Origin of the sequence: Nocardioides abyssi (assembly GCF_030412915.1) — a bacterium.
Taxonomy (GTDB): domain Bacteria; phylum Actinomycetota; class Actinomycetes; order Propionibacteriales; family Nocardioidaceae; genus Nocardioides; species Nocardioides abyssi.
Genome location: NZ_JAUHJR010000009.1, coordinates 44,357 through 63,105, shown reverse-complemented (window position 1 = coordinate 63,105; position 18,749 = coordinate 44,357). Strand labels below are relative to the sequence as shown.

Sequence of the window (18,749 nt, the reverse complement as noted above, 5' to 3'; positions counted from 1 at the left end):
CGCGGCGTGTTGGAACGATCAAAGGAACGCTAGGCTGGGCCCGTGCGTAGAGCCAAGATCGTCTGCACCCTCGGTCCCGCGACCTCCTCGCCCCGCCGGATCCGGGAGCTGGTGTACGCCGGCATGGACGTCGCCCGGCTCAACATGAGCCACGGCTCCCACGAGGACCACGCGGAGGCCTACCGTCTCGTGCGCGAGGCGGCCGACGCCAGCGGCCACGGGGTCGGCATCTTCGCCGACCTGCAGGGCCCGAAGATCCGGCTGGAGAAGTTCGCCGGCGGACCGGTCCAGCTGCGCCGCGGCCAGGAGTGGACGATCACCACCCGCGACGTCCCGGGCGACGCCGAGGTCGCGGGCACGACGTACAAGGGCCTGCCCGGCGACGTCAACGTCGGCGACCCGATCCTCATCGACGACGGCAAGGTCCGCCTGCGGGTGACCGAGGTCGGTGGGACGGACGTCCGCACCGAGGTGCTCGTCGGCGGCCGCGTCAGCGACAACAAGGGCATCAACCTGCCGGGCGTCGCGGTCTCGGTCCCGGCGCTGTCGGAGAAGGACGAGCGCGACCTGCGCTTCGCCCTCGCGCTGTGCGTCGACTTCGTCGCGCTCAGCTTCGTGCGCAGCGGCGAGGACGCCGAGGACGTCCGCCGGATCATGCGCGAGGTCGGCGTCTCGGTGCCGGTCATCGCCAAGATCGAGAAGCCGCAGGCCATCGAGAACCTCGACGACGTCGTCGCCGCCTTCGACGGCTTCATGGTCGCCCGCGGCGACCTCGGCGTGGAGTGCCCGTTGGAGGACGTGCCGTTCCTGCAGAAGCGGATCATCGAGAAGGCCCGCCTCAACGCCAAGCCCGTCATCGTCGCCACCCAGATGCTGGAGTCGATGATCGGCAATCCCGCGCCGACCCGCGCCGAGGCCTCCGACGTCGCCAACGCCGTCCTCGACGGCGCCGACGCGGTGATGCTCTCGGGCGAGACCAGCGTGGGGGAGTACCCCGTGCACACCGTCGAGACCATGGCCCGCATCGTCGAGGCCACCGAGCGGCACGCGCTCTCCGCCGAGGCCGTCGACCACGTCTCGACCATCGATTGGGACCCCCACACCAAGGGCGGCGTCATCGCCAAGGCCGCTCTCGAGGTCGCCGAGCGCGTCGAGGCCAAGTACGTCGTCGCCTTCACCCAGTCCGGCGACTCCGCCCGCCGCATGTCGCGCCTGCGCGGCTCGGTGCCGATCCTCGCCTTCACCCCCGAGGCCGCCGTGCGTTCCCAGCTCTCGCTGTCGTGGGGCGTCGAGACCTTCAAGACCGCCTCGGTCGAGCACACCGACGAGATGGTCCGCCAGGTCGACGAGCAGCTGCTCAAGATCGGCCGGGTCAGCGAGGGCGACAACGTCGTGATCATCGCCGGTGCCCCTCCGGGCATCCCCGGCTCCACCAACGCCCTGCGCATCCACCGGATGGGCGACGCCATCAAGGGCGTGGCGCCGGCCTACCGCCGCGCCACCTGACCCGCCCCGGCTGCCCCGGCTGGTTGAGGAGCGCGCGCTCGGCTGCCCCGGCTGGTTGAGGAGCGCGCGCTCGGCTGCCCCGGCTGGTTGAGGAGCGCGCGCTGGCGCGCGTCTCGAAACCTGCCACGCTGGTGCCCCGAGTGGGATTCGAACCCACACTGGATGGTGTTTGAGACCACTGCCTCTGCCGTTGGGCTATCGGGGCGCGGGGCCAGACACTATCGCCCGCACAGACGGTTCCCTTAAGTCGAGTTGATCGCTACAGTTTGGGCCATGACCTGGACGAGACCGTGGCGGTGGCCGGCGGGATGGGCGAGGGCGAGCAACGAGCAGGCGGTGGACAATGCGCGCGCCGCGACCGTCGCGTGCAGCCGTCGGCTCGTCGAGCGGGCCGACGCGGCGGCGTACGTCGAGCGGGTGGACCGCGAGCGGTCCCGCCGACCCGCACGACCCGCATGACCGGCGTGACCCGGCGCACCTGCTGACGGGGTCAGCCGGTCCGTCCGTGGGACGGGCGGGGGAGCCGTCGCTACCCTGTGGCGCGTGACCGAGCCCGCCCCCGTCCCGAGTAGCACCACGCGCACCGTCGTGATCGCCGAGGACGAGGTGCTGATCCGGATGGACCTCGCCGAGATGCTCGGCGAGGAGGGGTACGACGTCGTGGGCCAGGCCGGCGACGGGGCGCGAGCGATCGAGCTGGCCCAGGAGCTCCGCCCCGACCTGGTGATCCTCGACGTGAAGATGCCGGTGCTCGACGGGATCGCGGCGGCCGAGGCGATCGCCCGCGACCGGATCGCGCCGGTGGTCATCCTGACCGCGTTCTCCCAGCGCGAGCTGGTGGAGCGGGCCCGCGACGCCGGTGCGATGGCGTACCTCGTCAAGCCGTTCTCCAAGTCCGACCTGGTGCCGGCCATCGAGATGGCGGTGAGCCGGTTCTCCGAGCTGAGCCTGCTGGAGGCCGAGGTCGCGGACCTCTCCGAGCGGCTCGAGACCCGCAAGTCGGTGGACCGGGCCAAGGGCGTGCTGCAGCAGCAGCTGGGTCTCTCCGAGCCCGACGCGTTCCGCTGGATCCAGAAGACCGCGATGGACCTGCGCCTCTCGATGCGCCAGGTCGCCGACGGCGTCGTGGAACACGGTCCCGGCGTCGCCGGCTGAGCCGTCTCCAAGCCTTCGGGGTCGCCGGCACGTCACCGCTAGATCACGGTCCGGTAAAGCCGACGCGCGCCGGGCCGGATGTGCCCCGCGCCACGTTGCGTCCCCCTAGACTCTGCGGGCGGTGCCCGTCGGGTGCCCGTCGGGTGCCTGGATGGGAGGACCGGTTTGAAGTCTCGTCACTACGTCCGCACGGTCGGTGCGAGGGCGGTGAGGAAGGGCCTGGTCGGCACGATGTTGCTGGGCCTGGTGCTCCCGCTGCTCCTGCTGGTCGGCGGCTCGAGCGCGAGTGCAGCGACCCTCTGCCTCCCCAAGCCGGACGAGACGGGCTGCATCAGCGGCACCGTCGGCTCCCGCTCCGACCCGGTCGCCGGGGTCGACGTCATCCTGCGCGACGCGCAGGGGACCGACATCGAGACGGTCACCACCGAGGCCGACGGCAAGTTCAGCTTCACCGTCACCGAGGCCGGCGACTACTTCGTCGTCCTCGACGACGAGTCCCTGCCCGACGGCCTCGAGCAGCAGCCGCCGCGGGCGGCCATCGCCGGTCCGGACGGCTCGGTCAAGGTCACCGCGAACCTCGGCTCGGCGGTCTCGCCGATCGTCGAGGTGCGCGACGAGGACTACGACGCCGGCGGTGACTCCTTCACCGACCAGATCGCGCAGTCGGTGGTCAACGGCCTGCGCCTGGGTCTGCTGCTCGCGCTCGCGTCGCTCGGCCTCTCGCTGATCTACGGCACCACGGGCCTCTCGAACTTCTCCCACGCGGAGCTGGTCACCCTCGGCGGCATGGTCGCCTACGGGCTGGTCAACCTCGCCGGGATGAACCTCTGGCTCGGCATCGTCGCCACCACGATCGTGTGCGCGGCGGTCGGCTACCTCCAGGACCGCCTGCTCTGGCAGCCACTCCGGCGCCGAGGGCTCGGGCTGACCCAGATGATGATCGTGACGATCGGCCTCGCGCTGGCCGCGCAGTACGCCTACCAGTACTTCGTGGGCGCCTCGCTGCAGAAGGTGGTGGTCCGCGACTTCGGCACCACCTCGTTCGGCCCGGTCACCCTGACGAACCTCTCGTTCCTCGCGATGGCCGTCGCGATCGTCGCGATCGGGCTGGTCGGCTTCGTGCTGGTCCGGACCCGCATCGGCCAGGCCACCCGCGCGGTCTCGGACAACCCGGCGCTCGCCGCGGCGTCCGGCATCGACGTGGACAAGATCATCCGCCTCGTCTGGACCGCCGCCGCGGGCCTCGCCGGTCTCGCCGGCGTGCTCTACGCGCTGGTGATCAGCAACGGCATCCGCTGGGACACCGGCATGCAGATCCTGCTGCTGCTGTTCGCCGCGGTCACCCTGGGCGGCCTCGGCACGGCGTTCGGCGCCTTCGTCGGCTCGATCATCATCGGGCTCGTCGTGGAGCTGGCCGGACCGCTGGGCGCGCCCGGTGACCTCAAGTACGCCGTTGCCCTGGCCATCCTGATCGTGCTGCTGCTGGTGAGGCCCCAGGGCATCCTCGGCCGCGCCGAGCGGGTCGGCTGAAGGGGAGAGGGACTCAATCCATGGACACCATCCTCGACATCCTCAGCGCGGTCATCCGCGAGGCGATCAGCCCCGGCACGGCCGCTGTCGCCATCGCCGTCATCGGCCTGAACCTGCACTTCGGCTACACCGGCCTCCTGAACTTCGGCCAGTCCGGCTTCATGCTCCTCGGCGCCTACGGCTTCGCGATCTCGCTGGTGCACGACGTGCCCCTGCCGCTCGCGGTGCTGGTCGGCCTGGGCCTGGCGTTCGTCTTCGCGCTGGTGCTCGGCATCCCCACACTGCAGCTACGCGGTGACTACCTGGCGATCGTGACGATCTCGGCGGCGGAGATCATCCGCTTCGTCGGGCGGCTCTCGAACCTCAAGGACCTCACCGGCGGCGCCCAGGGCATCCAGGGCCGGACCTACCAGCCGGCCTTCGTCGACCTGTCGTTCTTCGGTGACGGCGCCTGGACGCTCGCGCCGTTCAACTACACCGACGTCGCCGACGGGGCCGGCTGGGTCCGGGCGCTCGGCGGCCTCGTGTTCGCCGCCTGCATCGTCGCGACCGTGCTCGTCGGCCGGCGCCTCAAGCGGGCGGCCGACCCGACCCGCACCGCGCCGCGGACGGGCCTGGACGGGACCCTCGGCAAGGTGGCCGCGGTCGTCCTCGTGCTGATCGGCCTCTACGCCCTGTTCTTCGCCATGCCGGTCACCTACGGGCGCTCCGGCGTCAACGGCTGGTGGGTCCGCGCGGTGGCCTGGACGCTCGTCGCGCTCAGCACCCTCGTGGTTTACCTGCTGGTCCGCAGCCCCTGGGGCCGCCTGCTGCGCGGTGTCCGCGAGGACGAGGACGCCATGCGCAGCCTCGGCCGCAACGTCTTCGCCGTGAAGATGCAGTCCCTGGTCATCGGTGGTCTCTTCGGCGCCCTGGGCGGCATGGTCTACGTGCTCGCCTCGACCGTGCAGCCCGACGCGCTCGGCCGCCAGATCACGTTCTTCTCCTACACCGCCCTGCTGCTGGGTGGCGCCGCGACGATCCTCGGCCCGGTGCTCGGCACCGTGCTGTTCTTCTCGGCGCGCATCCTCATCCGGGAGTCGGCGCGTGCCTACGTGCCCGACAGCATCATGAGCGCCCAGCAGACCGAGCAGTTCTCGTTCATCGTGGTCGGTGTCGCGCTGGTCCTGCTCGTGATCTTCCGACCGCAGGGAATCCTGGGCAACAAGAGGGAGCTCCGGTTCAATGTCTGAGACCACCATCGGTACGCCGTCGCTCGCCGACCCGGCCGCCCGCCGCGCGCTCATGGCCGGGGTCACCCCCGAGCCGGGCGCGGCCAAGCAGGACCCGATCCTCAAGGTCGACAAGATCGAGCGTCGCTTCGGCGGCATCACGGCCGTCGACGTCGAGCACCTCGAGGTGCAGCGCGGCATCATCACCGCGCTGATCGGGCCCAACGGTGCCGGCAAGACGACGTTCTTCAACCTCATCACCGGCTTCGACAAGCCCAGCTCGGCGGGCTCGGGCGCGGCGTGGGAGTTCGACGGCCGGTCGCTGTCGAAGACGTCGGCCTCGAGCGTCGCCAAGGCCGGCATGGTGCGCACCTTCCAGCTGACGAAGTCCCTCAACCGGATGACGGTGATGGACAACATGATGCTCGGCGCGCAGGACCAGTCCGGCGAGAACCTCCTCAAGTCCGTCTTCAAGCCGCTGTGGCGCGGCCAGGAGAAGGACGTGGAGGAGAAGGCCAAGGAGCTGCTCGCCCGCTTCAAGCTGCTGGAGAAGAAGGACGACTACGCCGGCAGCCTCTCCGGCGGCCAGCGCAAGCTGCTCGAGATGGCCCGGGCGCTGATGAGCGACCCGAAGATGATCATGCTCGACGAGCCGATGGCCGGCGTGAACCCGGCGCTGACGCAGTCGCTGCTCGGCCACATCCAGGCGCTGCGCGACGAGGGCATGACCGTGCTCTTCGTCGAGCACGACATGCACGTGGTCCGCCACATCTCCGACTGGGTCGTCGTCATGGCCGAGGGCCGTGTCGTCGCCGAGGGCCCGGCCGACACCGTGATGTCGAACCAGGCCGTCATCGACGCCTACCTCGGCGCGCACCACGACACCGACCTCGGCGACGACGAGGTCCTCACCGAGGGTGCGCTCGAGCAGATCGAGGCCGAGGTCCGCGCCGACGAGGCCGCCCACGAGGCGGTCGACGAAGCCAAGCACGACCAGCAGGGAGACAAGTCGTGACCCAGACCCAGACCGCCTCGCCGTCGGCGGGGTCCCAGCAGGCCGTCATCGAGGCCAAGGACCTCGTGGCGGGCTACCTGCCGGGCGTCAACATCCTCAACGGCTGCAGCCTGGTCGCCCACCCCGGCGAGATGATCGGCATCATCGGGCCCAACGGCGCCGGCAAGTCCACCCTGCTCAAGGCGATGTTCGGCCTGGTGAAGGTCCACTCCGGCAGCGTCACGCTGCACGGCGAGGACATCACCAACAACCGCGCCAACAAGCTGGTGCAGGCCGGCGTCGGCTTCGTGCCGCAGACCAACAACGTGTTCCCCTCGCTCACCATCGAGGAGAACCTGCGGATGGGTCTGTTCCTCCGGCCCAAGAAGCTGCAGGAGCGCCTCACCGCGATGTGGGACCTCTTCCCGACGCTCCACGAGCGCCGCGACCGCAGCGCCGGCGCGCTCTCGGGCGGTGAGCGGCAGTCGCTCGCGATGGCCCGCGCGCTGATGATGGAGCCCAAGGTGCTGCTGCTCGACGAGCCCTCCGCGGGCCTGTCGCCGGTGCGCCAGGACGAGACCTTCATCCGCACCCGCCAGATCAACAAGACCGGCGTCTGCGTGGTCATGGTCGAGCAGAACGCCCGTCGCTGCCTGCAGATCTGCGACCGCGGCTACGTGCTCGACCAGGGCCGCGACGCCTACACCGGCACCGGTCGCGAGCTCGCCAACGACCCCAAGGTGATCGAGCTGTACCTCGGCACGCTCGCCAAGGACGTCGACGAGCAGCGCGACTCCGGCCCCGCCTGAGCGGCCCGCCAGCCGGCGTACGCCGCACGGACACCGAGCCGCCCGTCCCCCTCGTGGGGGCGGGCGGCTTCGTCGTTCCCGGGCCTTGCTGGCGCAGGGTCGTTGCGGCGGGGGCAGTTATGAGGACGAGGTACGTCGTGGGTCGCGGCGGAGCCGCCGGCCTCCGGCTGGTTGAGGAAGGCGCGCAGCGCCTGTCTCGAAACCCGTCGAAAAACTCGTCGAGGTTGCTGTCCGCATCGCTCGCTGACCTGGGGAAACAGTGCCAGCACTGTCGGTGGTCGCTGCTTGAGTAGACCCATGGCCAAGGACTCTCGACCTCACGCGCACCCGGTGTGCCGCGCGGTCGCGAAGTCCCACAAGAAGGTCGCCGCAACGGCCGAGGCCCGGCTGTGGTCGATGTCTGACACCGAGGTCGCCGAGGCGCTGCTCGAAGCCACCCGCCTCCGCGCACGCGTCGAGGCGCTCGAGCTCCGCCTCGCTGCCGAGGCCGACCGCCGCGCGATTGGGGACAAGGTCGGCGCGACCGACACGGCGTCGTGGTGGGGACACGAGACCCGCCAGGACAGGCCGGCCGCGAAGCGCCGCATGCGGCTGGCCGAGTCCCTCGACTGCCACGCACCGACGTCAGCGGCGCTGGCTGAGGGCGCGATCAGCGTGGACCACGCCCGAGTGATCGCCGAGTGCGTTGACAAGCTGCCGGACGACCTCGAGGACCCGACCATCCCGGAGCGGGCTGAGAAGCACCTCCTGAACGAGGCGCTGGACGTCACGCCGAAGACGCTGGCGATCCTTACCAAGCACGTCCTTACCGTCGTCGCACCTGAGATCGGCGAGGAACGCGACGCCCGCGCCTTGGAGCGCGAGGAACGAGAGGCCCGCGCCAAGGCGTGGCTGACCATGGCACCGGACGGGCGAGGCAGCTACCGCGGGAAGTTCTCCATCCCGACCCTGCACGGCGAAATGCTGAAGGAGATGCTGCTCGCCTTCGCCGCACCGAAGCACCAGGCAGCCAACAAGCAGGATGACCAGCACCAGTCTGAGGTCGTGGAGCGGAGGCCCTCCCCGGAACGGATGGGCGACGCGTTCTGCGAGTTGCTCGAACGCCTCCCCGCCGACAAGCTCCCGAAGCTCGGCGGTCTCAACGCCTCCGTGGTCGTCCTCATCGACTACTCGGACCTGCACAGCGACATCGGCCGCGCCACCCTGGAGTCCGGCGAACCGATCTCCGCTTCGCTCGCCCGGCGTATGGCCTGCGAGGCGGGCCTCATCCCCGCCGTCCTCGGTAGGAGGTCAGAGCTCCTCGACCTCGGCCGGACCGCCCGGCTGTTCTCCGGCGCTCAGCGCCGCGGACTGGCGATCACCCAGAAGACCTGCACCACGATCGGCTGCGACTGGCCGGCGCACCTCTGCCACGCCCACCATGACGACAGCTGGCTCCACGGCGGGAAGTCAGACACGAACAACGCACGGCTGCTCTGCCCCCGCCACCACGCCCGGATCCACGACCCGAGGTTCGAGACCGCTCGCCATCCTGACGGCGGTGTCTCGTTCCACATGCGGACGTAGGCCACCTCGTTCCTGCGTCGTACGGCGCCTGCCGCATCGCGTGGGGGCGGGCGGCTTCGTCGTACCGGATGGCCATGACCGACCGCCGCGGCACTTGTAACGCGCGGTTGCCCACGCTGTAGGCACGCTGCAGCGCACCTACAGAGCAGTGGACGGTCCGTTACACGCGCCACCGCCGGCCCGGGGAGACCCAGGGCCACCCCCACACATGCGACGAGACCCCGGACCAGGAGGTCCGGGGTCTCGCCGTGGTGCGTGTTGAACAGCCGATCGCTCAGCCGTCGACCGTGGAGGTCATGAGGTCACTTGGTGCCCTCGACGGTGGAGGCGAAGACGTTCTTGTTGGTGGCGTCGTAGGTGTAGATGCCGACGAACGCGGAGGACGGGTCGTTCTCCTCGTCGATCGGACCGATGCCAGACGGGCCGGTGTAGCGGATCTCGGAGCCCTCGTCGAGCAGCGCGACGCAGTCGGCGAACGAGGAGCACTCCTCGCCGTCGGAGGCGCCGGAGACGGCCGCGAGGTTCTCCTGGATGGTGGTCGGGTCCGTGGCGCCGCCCTTGATCGCCGCGAGGGCGCCGAGGATGGTGGCGTCGTAGGACTCGGCCGCGTAGGCGTAGTCGCTGAGCTCCTCGCCGTTGACCTTCTGGTTCCAGCCCTGGAGCAGGTCCTTGAAGTCCGAGGAGGCGTCAGCACCCGGGATGGTGCCCTGGGCGCCCTCCATCGTGCCCTCCGGGAAGTCCTCGGAGTAGTCCGCGGTGTTGCCGTCGGTCAGGTAGGTCTTCGACATGTCCCAGCCCTGCGAGACGAGCTCGGGCACGATGGCCTTGGTCTCGTCGAACGCGAGGATGACGATGGCGTCGGGGTTGGTCGCGAGGACCGCGCTGACGTCGGACGAGAAGGTCGTCTGACCGGCGGGGAACTCGTTGCCGTCGCCCTTGCAGCCGTAGGTGCACTCGCCACCGGAGGCCTCGACGGTCTCCTGGACGGCGTTGCGCAGGCCGGTGCCGTAGGTGTCGCTGAAGACCAGGAAGCCGACGCGCGAGTAGCCGTCGCTGGAGATCAGGGTGCCGAGGGCCGAGCCCTGGATGCCGTCCGGCGGGGCGGTGCGGAAGTAGTAGTCGGAGTAGCCCGACAGGTCCACCGCGGTGTTGGCCGGAGAGATCTGGACGATCTTGGCGTCGGTGAAGGTGTCGACGACGTTCAGCGTGACGCTGGACGACGCGGCGCCGACGACGATCGAGGGCTTGGCGTTGACCAGGCGGTCGGCCGTCGCGGTGCTGACCGCGAGGTCGGTGGTGTCGCCGGAGTCGAGGACCTGGTGGCACGCGTCGGCGCCGTTCACGCCGCCCGCGGCGTTGATGTCGGAGACGGCCAGGCCGACGCCCGCGATCTCCGGCGGGCCGAGGTAGGCCAGGTTGCCGGTCAGGGGCAGGATGCCGCCGACCTTGTAGGTGTCGGCGCTGGTGGTGCCGTTGCCGCACTTGTCGTTCGTGAACTCGCCCGAGGGAGCGCTGCTCGACGACTCGGCCGCCGACGGGGACGAGGTGTCCTCGGCCGCGGGCTCGCTGTCGTCCTCGGAGCCGCAGGCGACCAGGGCGAGGGACAGCGCGGCGGTGCCGGCCATCAGCTTCACCCAGGAGGCGGTGGTGGTTCGATTCACGTGGTGAACCTTTCTGTCAGGTTGGTGCAACCGCAGGTTCCCGACCCCCGGGAGGCCGGTCATGGCTCGGTCACCGTAGGACCGGCCACGGGGTGGTGTGGCGAACGGCACCTTGTCGTCACCAAACCGTTACGTCAACGACGCACGACGGCGCGTCACCGGACCGCTGCGACCACCTGGACCAGCACCGGCGCCACCACGAGTGCCGGCAGCAGGTCGGCGACGGGCACCTCGCGGATGCGCAGCAGCCGGAGCGCGACCCCCACGAGCAGCAGGCCACCGGTCGCCGTCACGGCGGCGAGGTGGGCGTCGGGGAGGACGTCGCCGAGCGCGACGCCGACGAGCGTCAGGGACCCCTGGACCGCCACGACCGTCACGCAGGCGGCGAGCACACCCCAGCCGAAGGACGCCGCGAACGCGATCGCGGCGAAGCCGTCGAGCGCCGACTTCAGCAGCAGCTGGTCGGCGCCGTTGCCGAGGCCGTCGTTGATCGAGCCGAGGATCGTCAGCGGGCCGGTGCAGAAGATCAGCGAGGAGACGACGAAGCCCTCGACGAAGCGCTGCCGGTCGGCCGACCCCTGGCCGCCGGCCAGGCGCCGCTGGAGCCACCCGCCGAGCGACTCGACCCGCTCCTCGAGTCGCAGCAGTGAACCGGTGATCCCGCCGACCAGGAGGGCGCCGAGGACGATGAGCACGGGTGCGCTGTCGCCGACCGTCTCGGCGAGCCCGTCGTCGAGCACGGCCATCGCGGACGTGCCCGCGATGAGCAGCGTGACCAGGCCGAGGCCATCGGTCACGACCTCCCGGGTCCGGACCGGCAGGCGGTTGCCCAGCAGCAGGCCGACGAGGCCGCCGGCGAGGACGGCGAGGACGTTGACCAGCGTTCCGACTCCGGGGACCACGCTTCTCCTCAACAGGGTCTGACAAGACCGGCGGGGGGAGCGTAGTCTCGGCCGGGAAGGTCGGGTCCTCGGGGACCGGACGCCGACCGGTTGGACCGTAGGAGCCCGTCGTGGGCTGGGGGAAGGCAGGGCGCATGCACCGCTCAGTGGTGACGTTGAGGTGCGCCGAGCCGACGGACGCGCCGCTGCTCGCGGACCTGTGGTCCGACGACCTGCGCCGTGCCGACCGGCAGGAGCAGGTGGCCGACCTCGAGCTGATCGTCAAGGCCGCCGCGCAGTCGCCCGAGCAGCGCATCGTCGTCGCCGAGTACGACGGCAACCCGGCCGCCGCGGTCTTCCTGCGGGTCACGACGCTGAGCCCGCTCAACCTCGACCCGACCGTGCAGGCGCTCTCGCCGCACGTGCTCCCGCAGTACCGCCGCCACGGCGTGGGCCGTGCGCTCATGGAGGCGGCGGTGACCTTCGCCGAGGAGCAGGGCGTCGGCCACGTCGCGACCGCGGCCACCTCGGGCTCGCGCGACGCCAACCGCTTCATGGCCCGTCTCGGGCTCGGCCCGCAGGCGGTGCTGCGCGTCGCCACGACCCACGCGCTGCGGGCGCGGCTGACCGCGCTGCGGCCCGCGCACGAGCGGGGCGGGCGCCAGCTCACCCAGGTGCTGGCCGCCCGGCGCTCGCAGCGCCGCTCGCAGGCCGCCGGCTAGAGGCCGACCCGCTCCTTGGGGATCAGCGCGCAGGTGATCCGCGAGGTGCACACCCGCTTGCCGCGCTCGTCGGTGATGACGATCTCGTAGGACGCCGACGTGCGGCCCAGGTGGATGGCCGTGGCGACGCCGGTGACCAGGCCCGAGGTGGCCGAGCGGTGGTGGGTGGCGTTGATGTCGACGCCGACCGGGACGCGGTCGGGGTGGGCGTGGATGCCCGAGCCGATCGAGCCGAGGCTCTCGGCGAGCACCACCGAGGCGCCGCCGTGGAGCAGGCCGTAGGGCTGGCCGTTGCCCTCGACCGGCATCGTCGCGACGACGCGCTCGGCGGAGAGCTCCACGAGCTCGATGCCCATCTTCTCGTTCAGCGTGCCCATGCCCTGCGGCATGGAGGCCAGGTACTCCTCGACGTCCATGCCCGCATTCTCGCCGACCCCGCGACCGTCGGTGACGGCGGATAGAGTCGACGGGTGCCTGACACCCCCGCTCCGGCCCCCTCCGCGGACCCCGCTGCCGTGACGCCTCGCCTGCTCCTGCTCGACGGCCACTCGCTGGCCTACCGGGCCTTCTTCGCCCTGCCGGTGGAGAACTTCTCCACGACCACCGGGCAACACACCAACGCGGTCTACGGCTTCACCTCGATGCTGATCAACGTGCTGCGCGACGAGCAGCCGACCCACCTCGCGGTCGCCTTCGACGTCTCCCGGCAGACCTTCCGCCTGGAGGAGTACGCCGAGTACAAGGCCAAGCGCGCCAAGACGCCGGGGGAGTTCAGCAGCCAGCTGCCGCTGATCGAGGAGGTGCTCGACGCGCTGCGGATCCCGTTCCTGAAGAAGGACGGGTTCGAGGCCGACGACATCATCGCCACGCTGACCACCCAGGCGCTCGCGGACGGCATGGAGGTCTTGATCCTCACCGGTGACCGCGACTCGCTGCAGCTGGTCACCGACCGCTCGACCGTGCTCTACCCGATGCGCGGCGTCTCCGACCTCGCGCGGATGACCCCCGAGGCGGTCGAGGCCAAGTACGGCGTGCCGCCGCACCGCTACCCGGAGATCGCCGCGATCGTCGGCGAGACCTCCGACAACCTGCCCGGCGTGCCGGGCGTCGGCGTCGGGTTCGCCGCGAAGTGGATCAACACCTACGACGGGCTCGACAACGTCATCACCCACGCCGACAAGATCACCGGCAAGAAGGGCGAGGCCCTGCGGGCCCACCTCGGTGACGTGATCCGCAACCGCCGGCTCAACGCGCTGGTGCGCGACCTCGACCTGGAGCTGGCCCCGTCCGACATGGCGATCCGGCCCTGGGACCGCCAGGAGGTGCACACCCTCTTCGACGGCCTGGAGTTCCGGGTGCTGCGCGACCGGCTCTTCGAGACGCTGAGCTCGGAGGAGGAGATCGACGACTCCGGCTTCGACGTCGACATGAGCGTCCTCGGCGCCGGCGAGCTGACCGCGTGGCTGGCCGAGCACGCCTCCGGCAGCGACCGGGTCGGCGTGCACGTCACGGGCCGTTGGGGTGCGGGCACCGGTGACGTCGACGCGCTGGCCCTGGCCACGGTCGAGGGCGCGGCGGCGTACGTCACCGCCGAGACGATGGACCCCGCCGACGAGGAGGCGCTGCGCGCCTGGCTCGCCGACCCCGACCGGTGGAAGGTGCTGCACGACGCCAAGGGGCCCATCCTCGCGCTCGACGCGTGGGGGATGCCGCTGGCCGGGCTGGCTCGCGACACCGCGCTGTCGGCGTACCTCGCCCGTCCCGACCAGCGCTCCTACGACCTCGCCGACCTCACCGTCCGTTACCTCAAGCGCGAGCTGCGCACCGGTGCCGCCGACGACGGCCAGCTGAGCCTGGACGGGATCGGCAGCGAGGCGACCGGGCAGGTCGACATGCTGCACGCCCGCGCGGTCCTCGACCTCGCGGCCGCGCTCGACGAGGAGCTCGCCGACCGCGGCGGCACCCGCCTGCTGGAGGACATCGAGCTCCCGCTCGTCGACCTGCTGGCCACGCTGGAGCGCACCGGCATCGCGGTCGACACCGAGCACCTCGAGGACCTCGAGCGGCACTTCGCCGGCGAGGTGAAGCTGGCGGCCGAGGACGCCTTCGCGGTCATCGGCAAGGAGATCAACCTCGGCTCGCCCAAGCAGCTGCAGGTGGTGCTCTTCGACGAGCTCGACATGCCGAAGACCAAGCGGACCAAGACCGGCTACACGACCGACGCCGACGCGCTGCAGGCGCTCTACGTCAAGACCGAGCACCCGTTCCTGCTGCACCTGCTGCGCCACCGCGACGTCGCCCGGCTGCGGCAGACCATCGAGGGCCTGCTCAAGACGGTGGCGCCCGACGGGCGGATCCACACCACGTTCAACCAGACGATCGCCGCGACCGGACGGCTCTCCAGCACCGACCCGAACCTGCAGAACATCCCGATCCGCACCGAGGAGGGCCGGCGCATCCGTGAGGCCTTCGTCGTCGGCCCGGGCTTCGAGTCGCTGATGACGGCCGACTACAGCCAGATCGAGATGCGGATCATGGCCCACCTCTCCGAGGACGCGCTGCTGATCGAGGCGTTCCGGTCCGGCCACGACTTCCACTCGGTCACCGCGGCGCGGGTCTTCGACGTGCCGGCCGAGGAGGTCGGTCCCGAGCAGCGGGCCAAGATCAAGGCGATGAACTACGGCCTGGCCTACGGGCTCTCGGCCTACGGGCTGGGCCAGCAGCTGGGGATCGAGCCGTCCGAGGCGCGGGTGCTGATGGACGAGTACTTCGAGACCTTCGGTGGCATCCGCGACTACCTCGGCGGCGTCGTCGACGAGGCGCGGCGCACGGGCTACACCGAGACGATCTACGGTCGTCGGCGCTACCTGCCCGACCTGACCAGCGACAACCGCCAGCGCCGCGAGATGGCCGAGCGGATGGCGCTGAACGCCCCGATCCAGGGCTCCGCCGCCGACCTGATCAAGATCGCGATGCTCAACGTCGACCGGGCGGTGCGCGAGGCCGGGTTGCGCTCGCGGATGCTGCTCCAGGTCCACGACGAGCTCGTGCTCGAGGTCGCCGAGGGGGAGCGCGAGGCGCTCGAGGAGCTGGTACGCCGCGAGATGGCCGGCGCCGCCCAGCTCGCCGTGCCGCTCGACGTCTCGGTCGGCACCGGCCGCAGCTGGCACGAGGCCGCGCACTGACCGTGGGGCGACCCATCCGGTGACGGCGCCGCACCGAACCACCCGAGGCGCCCGCTGCGCGGCCCGCGGGGGAGCAACGGGCGGGCGCCACCCAGACAACGACCCCGGGAGGGTGGGGAACGGATGAGCAGCGCCGAGACGGCCACGGACCTGCACGCGGTGATCGGCGAGGCACCGGCCGCGGTGCTGGTCGTCGACCTGGGGCGCGGCACGGTCGTGCACGCCAACGACGTCGCCCAGCAGCTCGCGCCCGGTGTCGACCTCCCGGTCGCGCTCGAGCAGTGGTCCGGCGCCGCGCAGCTGCGCGACGCCGCCGGCACCGAGCTCTCCGACTCCGCCCACCCGCTGAGCCGGCTGCTGCGCGCCGAGCCGGTCCCCGGCCAGAAGGTCTCCGCCCAGCGCACCAGCGAGATGGGCGACTCCCGCACCCCGCTGTGGATGATCGGGCTGCCGATGTCCGGCGCGCCGATGCTCGACGACCACGCCCTCGTGGTCTTCCTCTCGGTCCGCGAGCGGCAGGCGGCCGCCGCCGTCGAGGCCTTCGCCGACCAGGAGGCGAAGGTGCGCGATCGGGCCGTGCTCGCGACCGGCCTGTCCTTCACGGTCGCCGACGCCCGGCAGCCCGACATGCCGCTCATCTGGGTCAACCCGGCGTTCACCGCCACCTCCGGCTACTCCTTCGAGGACGCCGTCGGCCACAACTGCCGGTTCCTCCAGGGCCCGGGCACCGACCGCGCCGAGGTGCGCCGGGTCCGCACCGCCCTCGACGCGGGCGAGCCCGTGACGGCGACGCTGCTGAACTACCGCAAGGACGGCCTGGCCTTCTGGAACCAGGTCACCATGTCGCCGATCCTGGACGAGAAGGGCGAGGTCTCCCACTACGTCGGCGTGCAGAGCGACGTCAGCGGGCGGATCGAGGCCGACCGGCAGCGCGACGCCGCCGAGGGCCGGCTGCGGCTGATGGCCGAGGCCAGCGAGCAGCTGAGCGGCGAGCTCGACATCGACGAGGCACGCGCCCGGCTGCTGCAGCTGCTCGTGCCGGCGCTCGCCGACATGGCGGTCTTCCTGCACACCGACGAGCAGGGTGCGGTGACCGAGCACCGCGTCATCCACCGCGACGCCGAGCAGCAGCCGGTGCTCGAGGAGCTCGCCGGCCGGCTGGCCGGGTCGCTCCCCGCGGGCGGGGTGGTGTCGCGGGTCCTCGACGGCCGCTCCCACCGCCTGCTGGCGGAGGAGGGGGCGGCGTACGTCGGCGACGCCGAGCTGGCCCGCGAGGTCTCCGACCGCCTCGACGTCGGCTCCACCCTCGTCGTGGCGCTCCCCGGGCGACTCGGCGTGCGCGACCTGGCCGTGCTCAGCAAGGTGCGGGGGCGCCCGTTCAGCGACGCCGACGCCGAGGTCGCGGTCGACCTGGGCCGGCGGGCGGGGCTGATCCTGGACAACCTGCGGCTCTACGCCTCCCAGACGCTCATCGCCCAGACGCTCCAGCGCAGCCTGCTGCCGCAGCTGCCGACCCTCGACGGCGTGCGGATCGAGGCCCGCTACCTGGCGGGCGCGGACGAGGCCGAGGTCGGCGGCGACTTCTACGAGGTGCTCGAGCTGCCGGGGGAGCCGGCCGACGGCCGGCACCCGTTCGGCCTGGCCGTCGGCGACGTCGCCGGCCATGACGTGTACGCGGCCGCCGCGATGGGCCAGCTCAAGGGCGTGCTCCGCGCGACCGCGAGCTCGCAGCGACTGATGCCGGCCGCCGTCCTGCGGCAGGTCGACGAGCTGCTGCCCGCGCTCAACGTGACCTCGCCGCTGGCGACCATGCTCTTCGGGCACTTCGAGCCGCTCGCGGGCGCGCGGTGGCGGCTGACGCTGTCCAGCGCCGGCCACCCGCCGCCGCTCCTGCGCCACCCCGACGGCAGCACGGAGGTCGTCGACCTCGGCGAGGCGCGGGGGCCGATCCTCGGCTTCGGGACGTGCGAGCGGGGCGAGACCAGCATGGTCCTCGAGCCGGGCACGACCCTGCTCGCCTACACCGACGGCCTGGTCGAGCGGCGCGGCGAGCCCCTCGACGTCGGCATCGACCGGCTGCGCGTCGCCGTCTCCGTCGGCCCGGAGGTCAGCACCGACCACGTCGTCAGCGCTCTCGCCGAGCGCCCGGACTCCGACGGCGGCGCCGACGACGACGTGGTCGTCGTCGCCGTCCAGCTCCTGCCCTGACCCTCCCGCTCGTCGAGCGGCGAGCGCCCGCTCAGCCGGTGGTGCGGCCGGCGTCGACGGTCTCGCGGTCCGGGGCGGCGCGGCCGAGGAGCGCGACGGCGACGAGCACGGTGAAGAGCGCGGCGTCGAGGCCGAGGACCAGGCTGACGAGCGACTCCACGGAGTGCACGAACGGCGCGGTGCACAGCAGCGCGACGAGGGTGGCCCAGATCGCGAGGATGGCGCGCCACTGCTGCCGGGCGAGCGCGGAGTAGAGGAGCAGCTGGACCATCGAGAGCAGCGTGCCGACGAGGGCGAAGAGCCAGAGCAGGTCCTTGACCTCCTCGAAGTCCGAGCCGCCGACGAAGACGAGCGCGAGGTCGGGCAGCAGCAGGGTGCCGCCCATGCCGCACAGGCCGAGCGCCATCGCCACCACCAGCGCCTTGACCAAGGTGCTGCTGTCCGCGCCGCGGGTGGCCATCGACGGGAAGGCGATGACGGCCACGAACTGCGGCAGGAACAGGATCGCCTTCACCAGGATCAGCCCACCGGCGTAGAGGCCGGCGGTGTGGTCGTCGAGCACCGCGCGGGCCAGCAGGATGTCGGCGTTGGACAGCGCGAAGAACGCGAGCAACGCCTGGCTGCTGCCGGCCACCTCGCGGATCAGGTCGCCGGCCGAGACCTCGGTGGTCGGTGCGGCCGAGCGGGGCCGGCGCAGCGCGACGTACCCGATGACCACCGGCAGCCACGCCCCGATGGCCACGCCGAGCACGGCGGCGAACTCGGTGCGCCACACGAGCAGGAACCCGACGCCGGCGGCGACGCGACCGACGCCCTGCGCGAGATAGACCAGCGCGAGCGGCGCCCACCGCCGCTCGCCCTGCAGCACCCCGGCCTGGCCACCCATGATCGTCAGGGGGGCGGCGGTGATCGCGACGAGCGCGGCGGTCGGCAGGCTGTCGAGCCGCAGCACGGCGTCCATGACCGGGGCGAGCGCGAGCAGGACCAGCGCGAGCACGAGGGCGCTGCGGTAGGACACCGTCAGCACGACCCGCTCGACGGCCACGACCGACTCCGGCGCGGCCGAGATCCGGCGCGCCCCGGTGGCCTGCAGGCCGAGGGACAGCACGTTGACGACGAGCAGCACGCCCATGATCGCGGAGAACGCGCCGAAGTCGCTCGGTCCCACGAGGTGGGCGACGAGGACGGTGTAGCCGTAGGTGGCGACGTTCATGACCGCCATGGCCACCGCGATCGCGGCGCCGCTCCTCAGCAGCGCGCGGAAGCCGCCGGGGGTCTCAGACACGCGGGGAAGCCTAAGGGGAGGCCCACCGCTCCCGAC

At 71.6% G+C, this 18,749-nt stretch carries 15 protein-coding genes and 1 tRNA gene; 11 read left to right on the top strand and 5 right to left on the bottom strand.

The genetic code is table 11. The annotated features are described in order from the left end of the window. The first annotated feature begins 42 nt into the window (after nucleotides 1–42). Nucleotides 43–1,506 (top strand): pyruvate kinase, encoded by a 1,464-nt coding sequence (pyk, locus tag QWY29_RS17360; protein WP_300962369.1) that lies wholly within the window; start codon nucleotides 43–45, stop codon nucleotides 1,504–1,506. 129 nt (nucleotides 1,507–1,635) lie between these two features. On the opposite strand, the gene QWY29_RS17355 is transcribed toward pyk, so the two are convergent. Beyond that, nucleotides 1,636–1,711: transfer RNA gene (locus QWY29_RS17355), tRNA-Leu, on the bottom strand. A gap of 68 nt (nucleotides 1,712–1,779) precedes the next feature. Here QWY29_RS17355 and QWY29_RS17350 point away from each other — a divergent pair. The 7 genes from QWY29_RS17350 (at nucleotide 1,780) to QWY29_RS17320 (ending at nucleotide 8,771) form a co-directional block, all read left to right on the top strand. Next, entirely contained in the window at nucleotides 1,780–1,965 is a 186-nt protein-coding gene (locus QWY29_RS17350; RefSeq protein ID WP_300962367.1) for a hypothetical protein, read from the top strand. A gap of 84 nt (nucleotides 1,966–2,049) precedes the next feature. Next, a complete protein-coding gene (locus QWY29_RS17345; RefSeq protein WP_300962366.1) occupies nucleotides 2,050–2,661 on the top strand; it encodes an ANTAR domain-containing response regulator in 612 nt (203 codons plus the stop codon). Between the two features lie 165 nt (nucleotides 2,662–2,826). Continuing rightward, the gene (locus QWY29_RS17340) at nucleotides 2,827–4,191 is read left to right on the top strand and encodes an ABC transporter permease subunit (protein ID WP_300962365.1); all 1,365 of its coding nucleotides are present in this window, start codon (nucleotides 2,827–2,829) and stop codon (nucleotides 4,189–4,191) included. Between the two features lie 20 nt (nucleotides 4,192–4,211). Continuing rightward, nucleotides 4,212–5,423 (top strand): branched-chain amino acid ABC transporter permease, encoded by a 1,212-nt coding sequence (locus QWY29_RS17335; protein WP_300962364.1) that lies wholly within the window; start codon nucleotides 4,212–4,214, stop codon nucleotides 5,421–5,423. After that, nucleotides 5,416–6,417, top strand: a complete 1,002-nt coding sequence (locus QWY29_RS17330) for an ABC transporter ATP-binding protein (RefSeq protein ID WP_300962363.1) — start codon at nucleotides 5,416–5,418, stop codon at nucleotides 6,415–6,417. Before QWY29_RS17335 ends, QWY29_RS17330 begins: the two co-directional genes overlap by 8 nt. After that, nucleotides 6,414–7,205: an ABC transporter ATP-binding protein gene (locus tag QWY29_RS17325; protein WP_300962362.1), complete on the top strand. Its 792-nt coding sequence runs from the start codon at nucleotides 6,414–6,416 to the stop codon at nucleotides 7,203–7,205. Before QWY29_RS17330 ends, QWY29_RS17325 begins: the two co-directional genes overlap by 4 nt. Before the next feature lie 171 nt (nucleotides 7,206–7,376). Then, nucleotides 7,377–8,771, top strand: a complete 1,395-nt coding sequence (locus QWY29_RS17320; RefSeq protein WP_300962361.1) for an HNH endonuclease signature motif containing protein — start codon at nucleotides 7,377–7,379, stop codon at nucleotides 8,769–8,771. A gap of 302 nt (nucleotides 8,772–9,073) precedes the next feature. Here QWY29_RS17320 and QWY29_RS17315 read toward each other — a convergent pair whose 3' ends face one another. Both QWY29_RS17315 and QWY29_RS17310 read right to left on the bottom strand, forming a co-directional pair. Beyond that, nucleotides 9,074–10,432: an ABC transporter substrate-binding protein gene (locus QWY29_RS17315; protein WP_300962360.1), complete on the bottom strand. Its 1,359-nt coding sequence runs from the start codon at nucleotides 10,430–10,432 to the stop codon at nucleotides 9,074–9,076. A 155-nt stretch (nucleotides 10,433–10,587) separates the two neighbouring features. Next, nucleotides 10,588–11,334, bottom strand: a complete 747-nt coding sequence (locus QWY29_RS17310; protein WP_300962359.1) for a DUF554 domain-containing protein — start codon at nucleotides 11,332–11,334, stop codon at nucleotides 10,588–10,590. 134 nt (nucleotides 11,335–11,468) lie between these two features. On the opposite strand from QWY29_RS17310, the gene QWY29_RS17305 reads away from it, so the two are divergent. Next, nucleotides 11,469–12,035, top strand: a complete 567-nt coding sequence (locus QWY29_RS17305) for a GNAT family N-acetyltransferase (protein ID WP_300962358.1) — start codon at nucleotides 11,469–11,471, stop codon at nucleotides 12,033–12,035. Here QWY29_RS17305 and QWY29_RS17300 read toward each other — a convergent pair. Then, nucleotides 12,032–12,451: a hotdog fold thioesterase gene (locus tag QWY29_RS17300; protein WP_300962356.1), complete on the bottom strand. Its 420-nt coding sequence runs from the start codon at nucleotides 12,449–12,451 to the stop codon at nucleotides 12,032–12,034. The two genes, QWY29_RS17305 and QWY29_RS17300, sit on opposite strands and share 4 nt — an antisense overlap. 54 nt (nucleotides 12,452–12,505) lie before the next feature. On the opposite strand from QWY29_RS17300, the gene polA reads away from it, so the two are divergent. Both polA and QWY29_RS17290 read left to right on the top strand, forming a co-directional pair. After that, nucleotides 12,506–15,220 (top strand): DNA polymerase I, encoded by a 2,715-nt coding sequence (gene polA / locus QWY29_RS17295; protein ID WP_300962355.1) that lies wholly within the window; start codon nucleotides 12,506–12,508, stop codon nucleotides 15,218–15,220. Nucleotides 15,221–15,343: 123 nt separating this feature from the next. Further along, complete coding sequence (locus QWY29_RS17290; protein WP_300962353.1) at nucleotides 15,344–17,428, top strand: SpoIIE family protein phosphatase; 2,085 nt, start codon at nucleotides 15,344–15,346, stop codon at nucleotides 17,426–17,428. Between the two features lie 31 nt (nucleotides 17,429–17,459). On the opposite strand, the gene QWY29_RS17285 is transcribed toward QWY29_RS17290, so the two are convergent. Beyond that, nucleotides 17,460–18,713 carry a lipopolysaccharide biosynthesis protein gene (locus tag QWY29_RS17285; RefSeq protein ID WP_300962351.1) on the bottom strand — a complete coding sequence of 418 codons (1,254 nt, stop codon included), beginning with the start codon at nucleotides 18,711–18,713 and terminating at the stop codon, nucleotides 17,460–17,462. Between the last annotated feature and the right edge of the window lie 36 nt (nucleotides 18,714–18,749).